This window comes from Streptomyces sp. NBC_00569 (assembly GCF_036345255.1).
Taxonomy (GTDB): domain Bacteria; phylum Actinomycetota; class Actinomycetes; order Streptomycetales; family Streptomycetaceae; genus Streptomyces.
This window is the reverse complement of the sequence record NZ_CP107783.1, coordinates 9081769-9097998: the sequence shown is the minus strand read 5'-3', so window position 1 is coordinate 9097998 and position 16230 is coordinate 9081769. Positions and strand designations below refer to the sequence as shown.

The following is a 16230-nucleotide window of genomic DNA, read 5'->3' as shown; positions in this document are numbered from 1 at the left end:
TTCCGTGCCGCGAACCAGTTGTCCGGACTGCGGTGCGTGCAGCCGACGTCCGCGCCGAGCACACAGGCACGCCCCGCCCGGTCCCTCCTGTCGCGGAGGACCTCCGGATGAAATGTCGGCGGCTCCGCGCCTGAAATGCCGTCGGGCTGGTCAGCCGTGCCTGATCCAGTTCCACTTCAGGAAGACCGTGATCACGGGTCCGAACAGCATGGCGAGCAGCCACAGACCTACGCTCGCAGGCGAGTAGATGTAGTACTGCCACGTGGTGGGAAGGGCCGACGGCGCCAGGAACAGCACCGTCAGAGCAACCCAGGTCACCGCCACCACAATGATCATTCGTGCAGCTGTCACATCGCCCTCCCCCTCAGCGAGCGCTCAGCTTAATCACAGGGCGCAGGCCCTCTCACCGTCGCCTACAGGAGCCGCTCCACATGTCGAAGCAGCGCTTCCAGTGCCGCGCTCGGCCGGCGGGCGGAGGCCGTGGCGACATGGAGGTCGAAGCGCAGCGGTGCGTCCAGCAGGTTCAGTACGCGCACTCCCGCCTCGTCGGGCGGCGCCGCGAACTCGGGCAGGAAAGCGATGCCCAGGCGATGGCGGACGAAGGCGGAGGCCGCGCTGATGTCGGTCACTTCGAGAGCGACACGGCGCTCGATGCCGGTGGTGGCGAAGGCCCGGTCGATCAGATCCCGGTTGCCGTAGCCGACGGGGAAGTCGATGAACTGCTCGTCGGCGAGATCGGCCAGGCAGACGGCGTCGCGCGCCGCGAGACGGTGGCCCGCCGGGACGACCAGGACCATCGGCACCGAGGCCACCTGCCGCAGCGTCAGCCCCGCCGGAGGCTTCCCGGGGGCGCCGGGCAGGGAGAGGATCGCGAGGTCGAGACGCCCGGCGAGCAGGCTCCGGGCGAGTCCCGCGGACCCGCTCGGTGACACTCGCAGGCGCAGCGCCACGTCCGGATGCTCGGTGTGGAAGGACTCGAGCAGGCTGGGCAGGTCCAGCAGCCGGACCGCGGTGAGGTATCCGATGTGCAGGGTGCCGCGCACGACTCCCCGGCTGGCCCGTACGGCGTCGAGCGCTCCCCGGGCGGCGTCGAGAGTGGCCAGCGCCTCGGGGAGCAGCGCCGCGCCCGCGCCCGTCAGCTCGACCCGCTGCGGGGAACGGTCGAACAGTGCGGCCCCCACCTCGCGCTCCAGGTCACGGATGGTGGCCGAGACGCCGGACTGCACGACGTGCAGGCGCCGGGCCGCTCCGGTGAAGCTCAGCTCCTCGGCGACCGCGACGAAGTATTCGAGGTGGCGCAGTTCCATGGGTCCATCATCACTGCTTCTGATGATGACCAGCAAAGAAGATCGTTGGACGTAATGCCCCTGGGACCGCACCCTGGTCGTCGGCGCACCAGCGCAAGGCGCCGATGACCGTCAGCAAAAGAGGGGGAAGCTCGTGTCCGCTCCCAGTGCCCCGCCCATCCCGCCGCCTGTGGCCTCGTCTCCTTCGTCGGCCGCCCTTCGGCGGCCGGGGAACGGCACTCCTGTGGGGCGCCGGCGACGGCCGGCCGTGGGCCATGGTGTCGGCTTCTGGTTCGCGGCTGTGGCCTTCACCGTTCTCATGGCGTTCGGCACGGAACCCACGCCGCTGTGGCCGATGTACCAGGCCCGTGACGGGTTCGGCACGACGACCGTCACGGTGGCGTTCGCGATGATGATCGTCGGCGCCACCGCCGGGTTCCTCACTCTCGGCCACCTCTCGGACCGGCTGGGGCGGCGCCGCATCGTCGTCCCTGCGCTGGCCGTCGCGATCGTCGCCGCGCTGGTCTACCTGATGTGGCCCGAGCTGCCCGGCCTGCTCGTCGGCCGGTTCCTCAACGGCGTCGGCGTGGGCCTCATGGCCTCCACGGCCACCATGTATCTGCATGACCTGTACCAGCAGGAGCACCCGGACCGCCCCGGCTCCGCCGTGCCCGGTGTGGTGGCCGCCGCGGCCAACCTCGGCGGTCTCGCGCTCGGCCCGCTGACGGCCGGGCTCATCGCGCAGTGGGCACCGCATCCGCTGACGACCACTCAGGCCGCGTTCGCGGTCGCACTGTCGGTCAGCCTGGTCCTGGTGCTGGCCACGCCGGAGACGGTGGACCGCACGGCCCGCGCCGGAGCCGGCGACGACCGGCCGCCGCGCTTCGCGCTCCGCCACGGAACGGGAGCCGCCTTCGCCGCGGCCTCGGCCCTCGGCACGTTCGCGTTCGCCCTGCTCGGCGTCATCAGCGCCTTGGGCGCCATCGTGATCCGTACGAAGCTGGGCATCGACTCGCACATCGTGGGCGGCCTCGCCCCGACGCTGATGTTCGCCGCCTCGGCCCTCGGCCAGCTCGCCCTGGGGGCGCTGCCGTCGCGCCGGCTCGCGGCGACGGGCGCGGTGGTGTTCCCGCTCGGTCTCGGCCTGGTCGCGCTGTCTCTCTACTTCCCCACGCTGCCGCTCTTCCTGGTCGCCGTGTCGGTGGCCGGGGCGGGCGCCGGGCTGCTGTTCAAGAGCGGCATCGGGTGGGCCGGCGCCCTCGCGGTGCCCGCGTCACGGGCGGGCGTTCTCGCCGTCTTCTTCACGATCGCCTACCTGGGTATGGGACTGCCGGCGATCCTGCTCAGCGTGATCATCCGGCACACGAGCGTCGAGGCGACGATGACGGGGTTCGCCGTCGCCCTGTCCGTCGGCGCGGTCGCGGCGGTACGCGTCGCGATGCGCCTGACGGAACGCAGGCTCGGCGCCGCACGCCAGGGATGATGCCACTCCCCCGTCGGCGGGGATGAGCCTCAGGGACGGTCGCCCGCCGGGAGGGCGAGCGGCCCGTCCTCGCCGAAGGCCAGGGTGTTGAAGCGGTCACCCATGCGCCGGTGGGTGGCGGCGTCCGGATGAAGCTGGTCGGGCAGCGGCAGCTCGGCGAAGTCCGCCTCGCCGTAGAGGTCGCGGCCGTCGAGGTAGTACAGGTGCGGATCCTCCGCGGCCCTCTGCTTCACGACGCGGGCCAGCTCGTCCCGGATGACGTTGAGCGTCAGCTTTCCCGCGGCCCGCTCCTCCGGGTCACCGACGGCCGTGAACTGGAGCCTGCCCGCACTGAGGTTGCTGAAGTCCGGGGCGCTGGGGCCCGGAGTGTCCTCGTGGATGGCGCAGTAGATCGGCGACACGACGAGCAGCGGTGCGGTCGGGTGTCCCTCACGGATCGTGTCGAGGAAGCCGTGCACCGCCGGAGTGAACGCGCGCAGGCGCATCAGGTCGGCATTGACGATGTTGATGCCGATCTTGACGCTGATCAGGTCCGCGAGGGCGTCCCGCAGGGCACGCGCGGTGAACGGGTCGAGCAGGGCACTGCCGCCCAGACCGAGGTTCATCAGCTCCACGCCGGCGAGGGAGGCGGCCAGTGCCGGCCAGGTCGTGCTGGGGCTCGCGGCGTCCGAACCGTGGCTGATCGAACTGCCGTGATGCAGCCACACCTTGCGCCCGCTGTCCGGCGCGGACTCGACCGGGGCGTCAGTACGCAGGACGACCAGCTCGGTGATCTCGTTGTACGGCAGCCAGATCTCGATGTCCTTGATGCGGTCCGGCAACCCGGTGAACCGCACGGTACCGACGGGGCCGGGCCGGGTCTCCCTGGTGCCGGTGGTCATGTCCACCATCTGCACGTTGCCGCCGGTGACACCGGCCTGCGCGGCCAGACGGCCGTCGACCAGCAGGTCGTACACGCCGTCGGGACGGGACGGAGCGCCCTTGAAGGCCATCTTGGTGCGGAGCGCGTCCACCTCGATGACGGTGGCCCGGGTACGGAACACCAGCCGTACGCCGGAGGGCTGGGCCTCCGCCATGGCCAGTTGTGCGTCGGGGCACTGTGCTCGGGCCCGTGCGGGCAGCCGGTGCGGGAGCACGCCGCGCTCGGTGCGCTCCACCTCGTACGCGCCACGCACGAGGTCCTCGGTGACGGGAGTGGTGGTCCAGTTGTCGTTCATGTGCATTGCCTCAACCTGTTGATCAATATGCCTGAGTGGCTGGAATCGTTCCGCCGTCGCCGACGCGTCCGCGGTCGGCGCGGGGCCGCGGTCAGGGTGTGGGCCAGTTCCGCAGCGTGGCGTCGAGGGAGTCGAGGATCCGCGACCAGCTCTCCTGCGAGTCGGGTGCGCTGTGGCTGAACCCTCCCTGCATCTCCAGGCTCACGTAGCCGTGGAAGACGCTGCCCAGGAGCCGGACCGCGTGGGTCTGGTCCGGTTCGGTGAGGTCGTATCCCCGCAGGATCGCGCGCGTCATCTGCGCATGCCGGACGCCGGCGCTGGCGGCCGCCGTCTGCGGGTCGAGCCGCAGCTGGGCCGCCGCGTAGCGACCGGGGTGTTCCCTGGCGTAGTCGCGGTAGACGTTCGCGAAGGCGGCGAGGGCGTCCTTGCCCGCACGCCCGGCGAGCGCCGCCGCTCCCCGGTCGGCGAGTTCCTCCAGGGCGAGCAGCGCGATCCCGGTCTTGAGTTCCTGGGAGTTCCTCAGGTGCGAGTACAGGCTCGCGACCTTGACGTCGAACTGTCTCGCGAGCGCCGAGACGGTCACCTTGTCGAACCCGACCTCGTCGGCCAGCTCGGCGCCCGCCCGGATCAGGCGTTCCCTGGTCAGCCCCACTCGCACCATTGCGTTCACCCCAATCAACGATAGCGATTATGCAGTTGCCTAATATCTTTAGGCAAATTCGTGTACACCTTAGGGTACGCGGGTGGGGAAGAGGGCCGCCCGCAGCCCGGATCGCCGCAGCGGCGCGCCGCCCGGCCGATCGGGGGCGGGAGTGGTGGCATGGGCCACGTCATTAACGGTCGCGCCCTTGGGTAGGCGGCCGGATGATCGTCTGGGTGGGTCCGCTCATCCAGGCAGGACCGAAGAACAGCGACACCTGGGAGGTAGCAATGTCCTCGAAGCGACGCCGCAAGAAGAAGGCCCGCCGCAAGCACGCCGCGAACCACGGCAAGCGCCCCCAGTCCTGAGGGCCCTCGCCGGATGGGTCAGGGGCGGCGCCGGACGGCGCCGCCCCTGACCCGTTTCGCTCACACCCCTCCGGCATTCGTGTCACCCGCGCGAGCGCTGACCGGGATCGCCTCCATGGCGACCTAGGATCCGCTGCGTGGCACACACCTTCGACGAACTCGTAGAGAGACAGCAGGCCGCGAACGCGGCACATCACGAGGTCCTGCGACTGCGGGACGGCTACGGACCGCCCGGGCTCGAGCCTCGGAGCGAGTCCCAGACCCAGACGTACGAGACGGCCTGGCGGGCGTGGCGCGACCTGGCCCGCGATGTCCAGGAGGCCGTCACCGAGTACGCCAAGGCCCAGGGCCTCGCCAGGAACGACGTCGAGGCGGAGGTGAAGGCGAAGGCGGGTGACGGCTCAGGCGCATAGCGCTCTCACGTGGCGAAGACCTGCGAGTCGTCGGCGAACGCCTTGAACTCCAGAGCGTTGCCCGCCGGGTCGAGCAGGAACATCGTCCACTGTTCGCCGGGCTCGCCCGCGAAGCGGACGTAGGGCTCGATGACGAACTTCGTGTCCGCGGCGCGGAGCCGCTCGGCGAGTTCCTGGAACGCGGGGATCGCGAGGATCAGGCCGAAGTGCGGTACGGGCACGTCGTGTCCGTCGACAGGGTTGTGGACGTGCTGGGCGCGGGTGGGCGCGAGGTGGGTGACGAACTGGTGGCCGTGGAGATTCCAGTCCACCCATGTGTCGGCGCTGCGGCCCTGCTCAAGGCCGAGCACCTCACCGTAGAAGTGCCGGGCGGCGGCCAGGTCGTCCACGGGCATGGCCAGGTGGAACCGCGGGATCGGCGAGTCGAGTTCGGTCATGAGGGGCCGGTCTCCTTTCGGGAGACTGTTCGGGGGACTGCGGGGTGACGGAGCGCCGGTCACGCTTGCCACGTCGGACGACGTGGGCCTACCCGTGGGCGGCATCGAGGTCACGCCGTCGAGGCCGTGATCGGTACCGGCGCCGGATCTTGGCGCGTTTTCGCCGCCCACCGCGCCACCGGCCCCAGCGCGTACGACGCCGCCAGGATCAGACCGCCGAGCAGCAGCCATCCGGTCGCGCCCATCCCCAGCAGCAGCGCGGTGAGCAGCAACGGGCCCAGCGTGCGGGCGACGGTGACGCCCGTACCGAAGAAGCCCTGGTACTCGCCGATGCGTCCGGCCGGGGCGAGATCGAAGCCGAGCTGCCAGGATCCGGCCGACTGGAGCATCTCGGCGGCGACCAGGAGCACCGACCCGCCGACCAGGGCGGCGGCCGCCGCCCAGACCGAGCCGGCGGCCGAGGCGGCGAAGACACCGCAGGCCAGCAGCATGAGCACGCCCGACCGGCGGATGGCGCGGGCCGCCGTGGAGAGGCCCGAGACCGAGCGGGCCGTGCGGACCTGGAAGAGCATCACGGCGCCGGTGTTGAGGATGAAGAGCGCGGAGACGAGCCATGTGGGGGCGTGGGTGCGCTCGTTGATCCACAGCGGGAGCCCGAGGCTGAGCAGCGGCATCCGCAGGAGAAGGACGGTGTTGAGGAGCGTCACGGCGGCGTAGGGCCGGTCCCTCAGCACTTCGAGCTTCGCTCCCCGGACGGCCGGTGCCGGCGCGACGGCCGGGAGCCGCAGCAGGACGAGCGCACAGAGGACGAAACTCAGGGCATCGATCGCGAAGACCGTGAGATACGCCGACCTCGTCCCGGCGGACAGTGCGAGGCCGCCGAGCGCCGCGCCCACCGCCAGACCCGCGTTGAGGGTCGACTGCAGATGGGCGAGCGCGCCCGTGCGGTCCTCCTTGGCCACGAGACCGGCGAGCAGCGCCTGACGGGCGGCCGCGAGTCCCGACTGCGCGCTCGCGTAGAGACAGGCGGCCACGAGGAAGGGGAAGAAATCGCGTACGGCCAGGAACGAGGCGACCGCGGCGCCGGTCGCGAGGGCGAGCAGCACCGCCGTTCCGCGCGGGCCCCGGCGGTCCGCGATCCTGCCGAGCGGCACCCCGACGACCGAGCCGACCGCCCAGGCGACGGTGAGGCCGAGGCCGATCCTGGCGGGCGCGAGGCCGACGACGTGAGTGAAGTAGAGCGCCGAGGTGACGTAGTAGGCGCCGTCGCCGAGCGAGTTGCTCAACTGGGCCAGGGCGAGGGTGCGTTGAGGGCCGGCGGGCGGCAGCAGGTTCGGCATGCCATGGACGGTACGCGCACAGCGGCCCACCCTTGTGGGGCAATTCATGGCCTTGCGCTTGGGCCATTTGACGGGCGCACCGCCTGGCCGGAAACCGTCGGAGAGTCGACCGTCGTAGACTCGAACACATGTCCGAACTGCCGCCCGACCTGCCACGGCTCCGCACGCTGGAGACATGGCTCGTGCTGTCCCTGGACAGGGTGCGCCGCAAGATCGCGGAGGCGGAGCGGCAGGAAGCCGAGAAGCAGCGCGGCGAACGGGACCGGCCGCCGGCCCCCGACTGGCTGATCGAGATGGGGCTCGGCGGACGCGCGCCTGTGTACGTGCACGTCGGCGGCTGCCACATGGCGGGCAAACGGTCACGAGGCGTCACGGACGACCAGGCGCGCCGCGCACTGTGGGAACAGGTGCCGCCCTGTCCGCACTGCCACCCCGACGGGGTGCTCGGAGTGCTGGACTGACCCGGTGGCGGGCGTCCGTCAGCGTGCCGTCGCCGAGGCCGCCTCCGGGTGATCCGCCGCCCAGGACGCGAGAATGCGCAGCCCGTCATGGCTGGGCGTGCCGACCTCGGCAGTCCAGACCACGAGCTGCTGGTCGGGGTCGGTGCTCGCGGTCAGGGTGTCCCGGTCGAGCGTGAGGTCACCGGCGACGGGGTGGTGGAGCACCTTGGTCCCGACCCGCAGCGTGGCGACGTTGTGTGCGGCCCACCACCGGCGGAAGTCCGCGTCCTGCACCGACAGTTCACCGACCAGAGCCGTCAGCCGCGGATCGTCGGGATACTTGGCGGCTTCCATGCGCAGCTGGGCAACGCTGGTACGCGCGACCGTCTCCCAGTCCGCGTACAAGGCCCTCATGGCCGGGTCGGTGAAAATGATCCGGACGTAATTGCGCTGCCTTTCCGGGATCCGGCCGAAATCCGTGACCAGTGCGGCAGCGAGCGAATTCCACGCGAGAACGTCCATACGCCGGCCCATCACGATGGCCGGGGTGGCATTCAGGTCGTCCAGAAGGCGCTGCAATTGCGGCTGGACCTTCTGCCGCGTGCGCTTCCAGGACCGACCGGGGCTCTTCCCCGCCAGCCCGAAGAGGCAGTCGTGCCGATCGTCGTCCAGGTGCAGGACGCGCGCCAGCGTGCCGAGGACGGGCGCCGACGCCTGTATGCGCCCCTGCTCCAGGCGGGTGTAGTAGTCGGTGCTGATCGAGGCCAGCTGCGCGACCTCTTCCCTGCGCAGTCCCGCCACACGCCGCGGCCCACCGCTTTCGGGCAGCCCCACCGTGCGGGGGCTGAGCTCTGCGCGCCGGGCCTTGAGGAACTCGCCCAGTTCATTGCGGTGTGCGTCGCGGGTCATGACCATCAGTCTCGCACCGGCCGCGCGCCGGGTGAGGGGGAGAGTTTCCTCCCAGGATGTTTCCGTCCCAGGAAGGAACTCATTCGATTCACCCGGCTGGTCCGACGTCCGCTCGAGGGATCGCTCCGCCGGCCGGGATTACCCCGTCGCATTTCAGACGGGATTACCGGGTCGCATTTCAGACCCGCGAAACGGGCCGCCCCACTTGGAGGGGCATCTCCCGTGCGGACACGGGCCGTTGAGCCCAGCGCACGGCCAAGGGGGCCGCCAGTCCGGTGACGGTGAACAGGGCGCCGACGACGTACCAGCCGGGCCGGCCCCACGTGATGCACAGCGCGATCAGCAGGCTGGGGCCGAGCGCGTCCGCCAGGCCCGCGCCCAGACCGAACACGCCGAGGTACTGGCCGGTGGCCCGCTCGGGGGCGAGGGCGAAGGACACCTCGAACCCCGCGGCGGAGTGCCACAGTTCGCCGACCGTGTGGACGACCACCGCGGCCATGAGGAGCGTCACGGCGGCCCATGCCGGGACGCCCGCGGACAGCGAGATCAGCGAACAGGAGACGAGGAAGACCACGCCTGCCCGCCGGTACGCGCCACCACCCGCCGCCGGGGAGTCGATGGCGCGACTGGCCCGTACCTGAAGGGCGATGACGATGACGGTGTTGACGAGCATCGTGCCCGAGATGAGCCAGCGCGGTGCGCTCGTGGCGACGACCAGCCACAGCGGAATGGCCACCGTGAGCACCTTGAACTGGATCGCCATGATGCCGTCCAGCGCCGTGAGGAGGAGGTAGGGCCGGTCCCGCAGCGCGACCCAGCGGGGGCCGGCGGCCATGGGTTCCGGAGCGACCGGAGGCAGGAGGAGCAGGATGGCCGCGGAGGCGCCGAAGGCGATCGCGTTGCCGATGACCAGGAGTTGGTACGCGGTGTGGGTGCCCACCTGGAGGGCCCAGCCCGCCAGCAGCGCGCCGAGGGAGATGCCGATGTTGGTGACGGCCCGGAGGTAGGCGCGGTACTCCTGCGGCCGGTCCCCGCCGAAGTGCCTGATGAGCGGGCTGCGCGCGGCCCGTCCCGCCGCTTGCGCCCCGGTCGCGGCACAGACGGCCAGGACGAACGGCCAGAAGCTGCCCACCAGGGAGAAACTTGCCGTCGCCAGCGCCTGCACGAGGATGGTCGCCGCGTAGACGCCGCGCGCTCCGCGCCTGTCCGCGAGGTGGCCCGCGGCTATGCCCGTGGCGAGCGAGGCGAAGCCGGCGACACCGAGTCCGAGTCCCACCTGCGTCGCGGGGAGACGGACGTCCTGGGTGAAGTACAGGACGCCGGCGGTCAGATAGAGGCCGCTGCCGACCGTGTTGGCGAAGTTCGATGCGGCGATGACGCGCCGGGGTCCCGCTTCGGGCATCAGCTGGGGCATGACGGGCATGGCGTGGCTCCGCGTCCTGGGCAGGCAGTAAGGACCGGAACAGCTTGTTGCAACTTACTTGCAATAGCAAGAGGATTGCGCAATGCCGTCGACGAAGAACCACTGGGGGAGCCCGCACGCACAATCTCCACCGCGGGGCCCGCTCACACAGAGCGAGCCCCGCCCGGCCGGGGGGGGTGGGCCGAGCGGGGCTCTGTCTCTATCTTCCAGCAAAAACGCCTGACCACCGGATGCACGCGCCCAGCATTCGGATGACCCTGCACTGATGAACGCCGCGAGTTGTGGGCGTCGCGCCGATAGTCGTGCAGCGTCCCTTGCCCGGTGAGTTCCGTGTACGCGTCGAGCGCCTTCTCGGGCCAGGAACCGGCATAGGTGTAACCCGCGCCCGAGGGGCCCGCGATCAGCAGGTCGTTTCCGGTGGCGGTCTCCTGGTAGTACGCCAGAAGCCCGGGTCCGATGTCGGCGAGCACGGGGCTGACCGTCCAGTTGACGGGGACGGCGCCGCGCTTCGGGTCGCCCCAGATGTCACGCATGTGGGCGTGCGCTGATCCCCGCCGGCCCTCGCGGTGACCGAGGGGCGTCTTGTCATGACCCTGGACAGCGCACCTGAGTGCGTGCTGTCATGCCAACTGCCCGCTCCTTCCAACGTTGTACAAACGCAGGCGACGAGCCGCCCCCCTTCCTCAGTCAAGGAGGATTCGTGCGCACCAAACGACTCAGAGGCCGACTGGCCATGCTGCTGGCCGCGGGACTGGGCCTCGCGGCACTCACCGTGTCACCGTCGGCGACAGCGGCCGACGACCCGGTCGAACCCCACGGCCTGAAGGGCGAGTACTACACCCAGTCCGCCTCGGGAGCCTTCGACTTCCACGAACTCAAGGCCACCGGCTTCGACCCGAAACTCGACTTCGACACCCTCGAGCCGCGGCTGCGGACGGCCACCGGCCAGGCCGACGACGCCAGTGTGCGCTGGACGGGCAAGGTCGTACCGGAGAAGACCGGCGCGACAACGTTTTCCATCACCGGCGACAACGGCTTCCGGCTCTGGGTCGACGGCAAGCTGGCCATCGACCACTGGGTCGACGACTGGGACAAGGAACAGACCTCCCAGCCCGTCGAGTTGACGGCCGGCAAGCCGTACGACATCAAGGTCGAGTACTTCGAGCACTTCGGCGGCTCGAACCTCCATCTGCGCTGGACCGAGCCGGGCGAGACCAAGGAGGCGATTCCCTCCTCCGCCTTCCGGCTGCCCGACGGCTGGGACTACGACGGGGCGATATCCACGACCGTCCTCAAGGACGGCCGTACCCTCAAGCTCGACTTCGCGCAGTCCCTCGCGGCCCCGCCGGCCGGCCTCGCGGATCACCTCCAGGCCGTGATCGGCGGCGCCCAGTGGCCGCTCTCCACGATCAAGGCCGACCCGGCCGACCCCCGCACCCTGCTCGTCGGGCTCAAGGAGCCGGTCGTGGGCAAGAAGGGCGGCGGCGCGTCCGGCCAGGCCGACGTCACGTACGACGGCAAGGGCGGGCTGACCAGCACCGGCGACAAGGCCGTCGGCCAGTTCTGGAGCAGCGGCCCGAACGACTCCGAGTACGAGCTGCGCACCAAGTGGGCCGACGAGGTGGGGCCGAAGAACGCCCACCCCGAGTACCCGCGCCCGCAGCTCACGCGGGACGCCTGGCAGAACCTCAACGGCGAGTGGCAGTTCGCCGCGGCGAAGTCCAGTGACAAGCCGCCGGTCGGCAAGCAGCTCGGCGAGAAGATCCTCGTGCCCTACCCGGTCGAGTCGCAGCTCTCCGGCATCGAGCGCCACGAGGACCGCATGTGGTATCGCCGCACCTTCACGGTTCCCGCGGGCTGGAAGGTCGGTGACGGCAAGCGCCTCCAGCTGAACTTCGGCGCCGTCGACTGGCAGTCCGAGGTGTACGTCAACGGAACCAAGGTCGCCGAACACAAGGGCGGCTACGACAAGTTCAGCGCCGACGTCACGGACGCGCTGAAGCCGGGGCGCACCCAGGAGCTGATCGTCGGCGTCTACGACCCGACGGACGCGCAGGGCGGCGAGAACCCGCCGGTCGGCAAGCAGCGCCTCGACCCGAGCGGCATCTGGTACACCCCCTCCTCCGGCATCTGGCAGACCGTGTGGATGGAGCCGGTCGCGGCCGATCACGCCGCCGACCTCAAGATCACCCCGGACGTCGCTGCGGGCAAGGCCACCGTCGAGGCCAAGGGCGTTCGGGACGGAGTGCCGGTCACGGCGACGGCGTACGACGGCAAGCGCAGGGTCGCCACGGCGAGCGGGGTCACCGGCGCGCCGCTGACCCTGAAGATCGACAAGGCGCATCTGTGGTCGCCCGACGACCCGTTCCTCTACAACCTCAAGGTGAACGTCGGCAAGGACAGCGTCGGCAGCTACTTCGGGATGCGCTCCATCTCCGTGGAGAAGGTGAACGGCACGCCGCGCACCCTCCTCAACGGCAAGCCCGTCTTCATGATGGCCACGCTCGACCAGGGCTTCTGGCCCGACGGACTGCACACCGCACCGACGGACGAGGCGCTGGCCTACGACCTGAAGATGCACAAGCAGATGGGCTTCAACTCGGTCCGCAAGCACATCAAGGTCGAGCCCGACCGCTGGTTCTACTGGGCGGACAAGCTGGGTCTGATGGTGTGGCAGGACATGCCGGCCATGAGCGCGGCGCCGGACGCGGCCGCGCGCGCCGAGTACGAGCGCGAGATGAAGACGATGATCGACCAGCACAGCAGCCACCCCTCGGTGGTCATGTGGGTCACCTTCAACGAGGGCTGGGGCCAGTACGACGTGGGCCGCATCGCCGAGCAGGCCAAGGCCTGGGACCCGACGCGGCTGGTCAACAACATGTCGGGCCTCAACCTCGGGGCGGACGGCGGGACCGGCGACATCATGGACGAGCACGGCTACCCGAGCCCGGCCCTGCCGCCGCACCCCGACGGCAAGCGCGCTCTGGTCAGCGGCGAGTACGGCGGACTCGGCCTCGCGGTGCCCGGTCACGCCTGGGCGGTGCAGCAGTCGTACGTGGACGTCGACCCGGCGAAGTACACGGACGACTACCTCGCGCGGCTCGCCGAGGTGCACAAGCTGGCCTGCCAGGGCAGCAACGGCGCCGTGTACACGCAGATCTCGGACGTCGAGGGTGAGCTCAACGGCCTGGTGACGTACGACCGCAAGATCGTCAAGCCGGATGTGAAGCGGGTGAAGGCGGCGCAGGACGCGCTGATCCGCGACGCTTCGCAGGCGACCGTGGCCGGCTGTTCCGGCAGCTGAGCACGGTCTGACATGTGACCGGTCCCCCTTCCGCGCTCCGTCGGGCGGAAGGGGGACCGGGGCGCGGCTCGCCCTTCTTGCGCGAGCGCGGCCCTTCGCATCCCCACCCCTCGTACCTCGTACCCCCCCCCGAACAGGAGCACCCGCATGCCTGTCAGCAGACGCGCTCTTCTCGGTGCCGGCGCCCTGGGCCTGGGCGCCGCGGCCCTCGGTGGCCCGTTCGCCACGTCCGCGGCGGCGGCTTCACGCCCGTCGGCCGGCACGCTGCTCCCGGACGCGTTCCGGAAACTGCCCTCCGGCAGTGTCACCGCCCGTGGCTGGCTCGCCGGACAGCTGAAACTCCAGCTCGACGGGCTGTGCGGCCGGTACGAGGACCTCTCCCACTTCCTGGACTTCGACAACACCGGCTGGGTGCACCCCGAGCGCGGCGCATGGGAGGAACTGCCGTACTGGCTGCGCGGCTACGTACCGCTCGCCGTCGCCACCGGTGACGAGCACGCCCTGGCCCGTTCGCGCGAGTGGATCGACGCCATCCTCGCCACGCAGGAGAGCGACGGCTTCTTCGGCCCGCGCGCGCTGCGCACCTCGCTCAACGGCGGTCCGGACTTCTGGCCGTTCCTGCCGCTGCTGATGGCGTTGCGGACCTACGAGGAGTACGCGCGCGACCGGCGCGTCGTCCCGTTCGTCACACGCTTCCTGCGTTTCATGAACGCCCAGGGAGCCGGAGCCTTCAACTCCAGCTGGGTTTCGTACCGTTGGGGCGACGGACTCGACATCGTGGTGTGGCTGTACCGCCGTACCGGGGAGAAGTTCCTCCTCGATCTGGCGGGCAAGATGCACACCCTCGGGGCGGACTGGACGGGCGGCACGCCCTCGCGCCACAACGTGAACATCGCCCAGGGATTCCGTGAGCCGGCCCAGTACGCACAGCTCACCGGCTCGGCCGAGCTGACCCGGGCCACCTACCGCGGTTACGACGCCGTGATGGGTGCGTACGGCCAGTTCCCCGGCGGCGGCATGGCGGGCGACGAGAACTACCGGCCCGGCTTCGGCGACCCCCGTCAGGGCTTCGAGACCTGCGGGATCGTCGAGTTCATGGCCAGCCATGAACTGCTCACACGCATCACCGGTGACCCGGTGTGGGCGGACCGCTGCGAGGAACTCGCGTTCAACATGCTGCCCGCCGCACTCGACCCGCAGGGCAAGTCCCTGCACTACGTCACCAGCGCCAACAGCGTCGACCTGGACAACACCCCGAAGACACAAGGGCAGTTCCAGAACGGCTTCGCCATGCAGTCCTTGCAGCCCGGCGTCGACCAGTACCGCTGCTGCCCGCACAACTACGGCATGGGCTGGCCCTACTTCACCGAGGAGCTGTGGCTCGCGACGCCCGGCGACGGGCTCGCCGCCGCCATGTACGCCCCCTGCACGGTCCGTACGCGGGTCGCCGGCGGCACCTGGGTGACCATCGTCGAGGAGACCGGCTACCCCTTCACCGAGACCGTCGAGTTCAGGCTCTCCACCCCGAAGCCGGTGCGTTTCCCTCTCCGGCTGCGTATCCCGGGGTGGTGCCGCGGGCCCGAGCTCCGCGTCAACGGCAAGCGTCTGGCGGCCGAGGACGGGCCTGTCTGGGCCGAGGTGGAGCGGACCTGGCACGACGGGGACGTGGTGACGCTGCGCCTGCCGCAGCACACTTCCGTACGCCAGTGGCCCGACCACCACGACGCCGTCAGCGTCGACCACGGACCGCTCACCTACTCCCTGAAGATCGGCGAGCAGTACGAGCGCTACGCGGGCGACGACACGTTCCCCCACTACGAGGTGCACGCGACCTCCGCCTGGAACTACGGCCTGTCGCCCGACGCCGGGCTCTCGTTCCGGCGCGACGACGGGCCGGTCGGGGACAACCCGTTCACCCACGGAACGACTCCGGTGCACATCACCGCGCGCGCCCGTCGCATCGAGGAGTGGGTCGCGGACGACGAGCACGTCGTCGCGCCCCTGCAGAGCGGACCGGCCCGCAGCGACGCGCCCGTCGAGACCGTGACACTCGTCCCGATGGGCGCGGCCCGGCTGCGGATCACGGCGTTTCCCCAGGCCTCGCCCGACGGCAGGGCATGGACGCCGGAGCCCGCGTTCCGGCGCATCGCCAACAAGCACAGCGGGAAGGTTCTCGCGGTCGACGGCATGTCGACGGAGAACAGCGCCCGCGTCGTACAGTTCGCCAACTCCGGTACGGGCGACCACGCGTGGCAGCTCGTCGACAAGGGCGACGGCTGGCATCTGATCCGTAACGGCCAGAGCGGAAAGGTCCTCGGGGTCGACGGGATGTCCACGGCGGACAGCGCACACGTCGTCCAGTACGAGGACAACGGCACCGCCGACCATCTGTGGGCGCTCGTCGACAGCGGGGACGGGTGGTACCGGATCCGCAACAAGAACAGCGGCAAGGTCCTCGGCGTGGACGGGATGTCGACGGCGGACAGCGCGCAGGTCGTCCAGTTCGACGACAACGGGACGGACGACCACTTGTGGCGGCTGCTCTGACGTCGTGACCGATCGTGGCGCGCCAGGGGTATCCCGGCGCGCCACGGCGTCGGTGCGCCGGGGACCGTGTGCCGGGGTCCGTGTGCCGGTACTCCTGTGTGTCAGGGGTCGGCATGCCCGGGCCTGTCGGGAACCGGTGTGCCGGCGTCCCCCGTGTCAGGGGTCGGCGTGCCGGGGTCCCGTGCATCGGGAGTCCTGCGCGTAGGGCGTGCTGTGCGTCGTGCGTCCGGTGCGTCGGGCGTCCGGTGTGCCCGGGTCCGCTTCCGCTGCTGGTCCGGCTGCCGGTGCCGGGTAGGTCCGCTCCTCTTGCCACTCTTCGCCATGCGGACGTATAACGTTGCAAGCCCGGCTCCAGAGCCTTTGCGCCGGGGCCATGGCTCCGGCGCCGTGCGGGCACGCAACGGTCCCGGTGCCCGGCAGGCC

At 70.5% G+C, this 16230-nt stretch carries 15 protein-coding genes; 6 read left to right on the top strand and 9 right to left on the bottom strand.

The window, feature by feature from the left end; translation table 11 throughout:
* Positions 1-150: 150 nt before the first annotated feature.
* Both OHO83_RS41100 and OHO83_RS41095 read right to left on the bottom strand, forming a co-directional pair.
* Positions 151-351: a hypothetical protein gene (locus OHO83_RS41100; protein WP_266666517.1), complete on the bottom strand. Its 201-nt coding sequence runs from the start codon at positions 349-351 to the stop codon at positions 151-153.
* 62 nt (positions 352-413) lie between these two features.
* Positions 414-1307: a LysR family transcriptional regulator gene (locus OHO83_RS41095; RefSeq protein WP_329436764.1), complete on the bottom strand. Its 894-nt coding sequence runs from the start codon at positions 1305-1307 to the stop codon at positions 414-416.
* Positions 1308-1587: 280 nt separating this feature from the next.
* Between OHO83_RS41095 and OHO83_RS41090 the strand changes: the two genes are divergently transcribed.
* The gene (locus OHO83_RS41090; RefSeq protein WP_266666519.1) at positions 1588-2769 is read left to right on the top strand and encodes an MFS transporter; all 1182 of its coding nucleotides are present in this window, start codon (positions 1588-1590) and stop codon (positions 2767-2769) included.
* Positions 2770-2798: 29 nt separating this feature from the next.
* Here OHO83_RS41090 and OHO83_RS41085 read toward each other — a convergent pair whose 3' ends face one another.
* Together OHO83_RS41085 and OHO83_RS41080 are read right to left on the bottom strand one after the other, a co-directional pair.
* A complete protein-coding gene (locus OHO83_RS41085; protein WP_266666521.1) occupies positions 2799-3992 on the bottom strand; it encodes a GDSL-type esterase/lipase family protein in 1194 nt (397 codons plus the stop codon).
* An 85-nt stretch (positions 3993-4077) separates the two neighbouring features.
* On the bottom strand, positions 4078-4647 hold the full coding sequence (locus OHO83_RS41080; protein WP_266676086.1) for a TetR/AcrR family transcriptional regulator: 570 nt from the start codon (positions 4645-4647) through the stop codon (positions 4078-4080).
* Between the two features lie 203 nt (positions 4648-4850).
* Here OHO83_RS41080 and OHO83_RS41075 point away from each other — a divergent pair, with 203 nt between their 5' ends.
* Both OHO83_RS41075 and OHO83_RS41070 read left to right on the top strand, forming a co-directional pair.
* Positions 4851-4994: a 50S ribosomal protein bL37 gene (locus tag OHO83_RS41075; protein ID WP_159032477.1), complete on the top strand. Its 144-nt coding sequence runs from the start codon at positions 4851-4853 to the stop codon at positions 4992-4994.
* Positions 4995-5131: 137 nt separating this feature from the next.
* Positions 5132-5407, top strand: a complete 276-nt coding sequence (locus OHO83_RS41070; RefSeq protein ID WP_266666523.1) for a hypothetical protein — start codon at positions 5132-5134, stop codon at positions 5405-5407.
* A 5-nt stretch (positions 5408-5412) separates the two neighbouring features.
* Here the strand turns inward: OHO83_RS41070 and OHO83_RS41065 are convergent, their stop codons facing one another.
* The gene (locus OHO83_RS41065; protein ID WP_266666525.1) at positions 5413-5844 is read right to left on the bottom strand and encodes a VOC family protein; all 432 of its coding nucleotides are present in this window, start codon (positions 5842-5844) and stop codon (positions 5413-5415) included.
* Between the two features lie 110 nt (positions 5845-5954).
* Entirely contained in the window at positions 5955-7184 is a 1230-nt protein-coding gene (locus tag OHO83_RS41060) for an MFS transporter (RefSeq protein ID WP_330280626.1), read from the bottom strand.
* A gap of 128 nt (positions 7185-7312) precedes the next feature.
* On the opposite strand from OHO83_RS41060, the gene OHO83_RS41055 reads away from it, so the two are divergent.
* A complete protein-coding gene (locus OHO83_RS41055; RefSeq protein ID WP_266666529.1) occupies positions 7313-7645 on the top strand; it encodes a DUF6233 domain-containing protein in 333 nt (110 codons plus the stop codon).
* Between the two features lie 18 nt (positions 7646-7663).
* On the opposite strand, the gene OHO83_RS41050 is transcribed toward OHO83_RS41055, so the two are convergent.
* The 3 genes from OHO83_RS41050 to OHO83_RS41040 form a co-directional block, all read right to left on the bottom strand.
* Positions 7664-8533: a helix-turn-helix domain-containing protein gene (locus OHO83_RS41050; protein WP_266666530.1), complete on the bottom strand. Its 870-nt coding sequence runs from the start codon at positions 8531-8533 to the stop codon at positions 7664-7666.
* 178 nt (positions 8534-8711) lie between these two features.
* Positions 8712-9956, bottom strand: coding sequence for an MFS transporter (locus OHO83_RS41045; RefSeq protein ID WP_323186827.1), 1245 nt, complete (start codon positions 9954-9956; stop codon positions 8712-8714).
* Between the two features lie 143 nt (positions 9957-10099).
* Positions 10100-10489 (bottom strand): hypothetical protein, encoded by a 390-nt coding sequence (locus tag OHO83_RS41040; RefSeq protein ID WP_266666532.1) that lies wholly within the window; start codon positions 10487-10489, stop codon positions 10100-10102.
* A 167-nt stretch (positions 10490-10656) separates the two neighbouring features.
* Here OHO83_RS41040 and OHO83_RS41035 point away from each other — a divergent pair, with 167 nt between their 5' ends.
* Together OHO83_RS41035 and OHO83_RS41030 are read left to right on the top strand one after the other, a co-directional pair.
* Entirely contained in the window at positions 10657-13260 is a 2604-nt protein-coding gene (locus tag OHO83_RS41035; protein WP_266666534.1) for a PA14 domain-containing protein, read from the top strand.
* Positions 13261-13407: 147 nt separating this feature from the next.
* Complete coding sequence (locus tag OHO83_RS41030; protein ID WP_266666536.1) at positions 13408-15807, top strand: beta-L-arabinofuranosidase domain-containing protein; 2400 nt, start codon at positions 13408-13410, stop codon at positions 15805-15807.
* Positions 15808-16230: the final 423 nt, after the last annotated feature.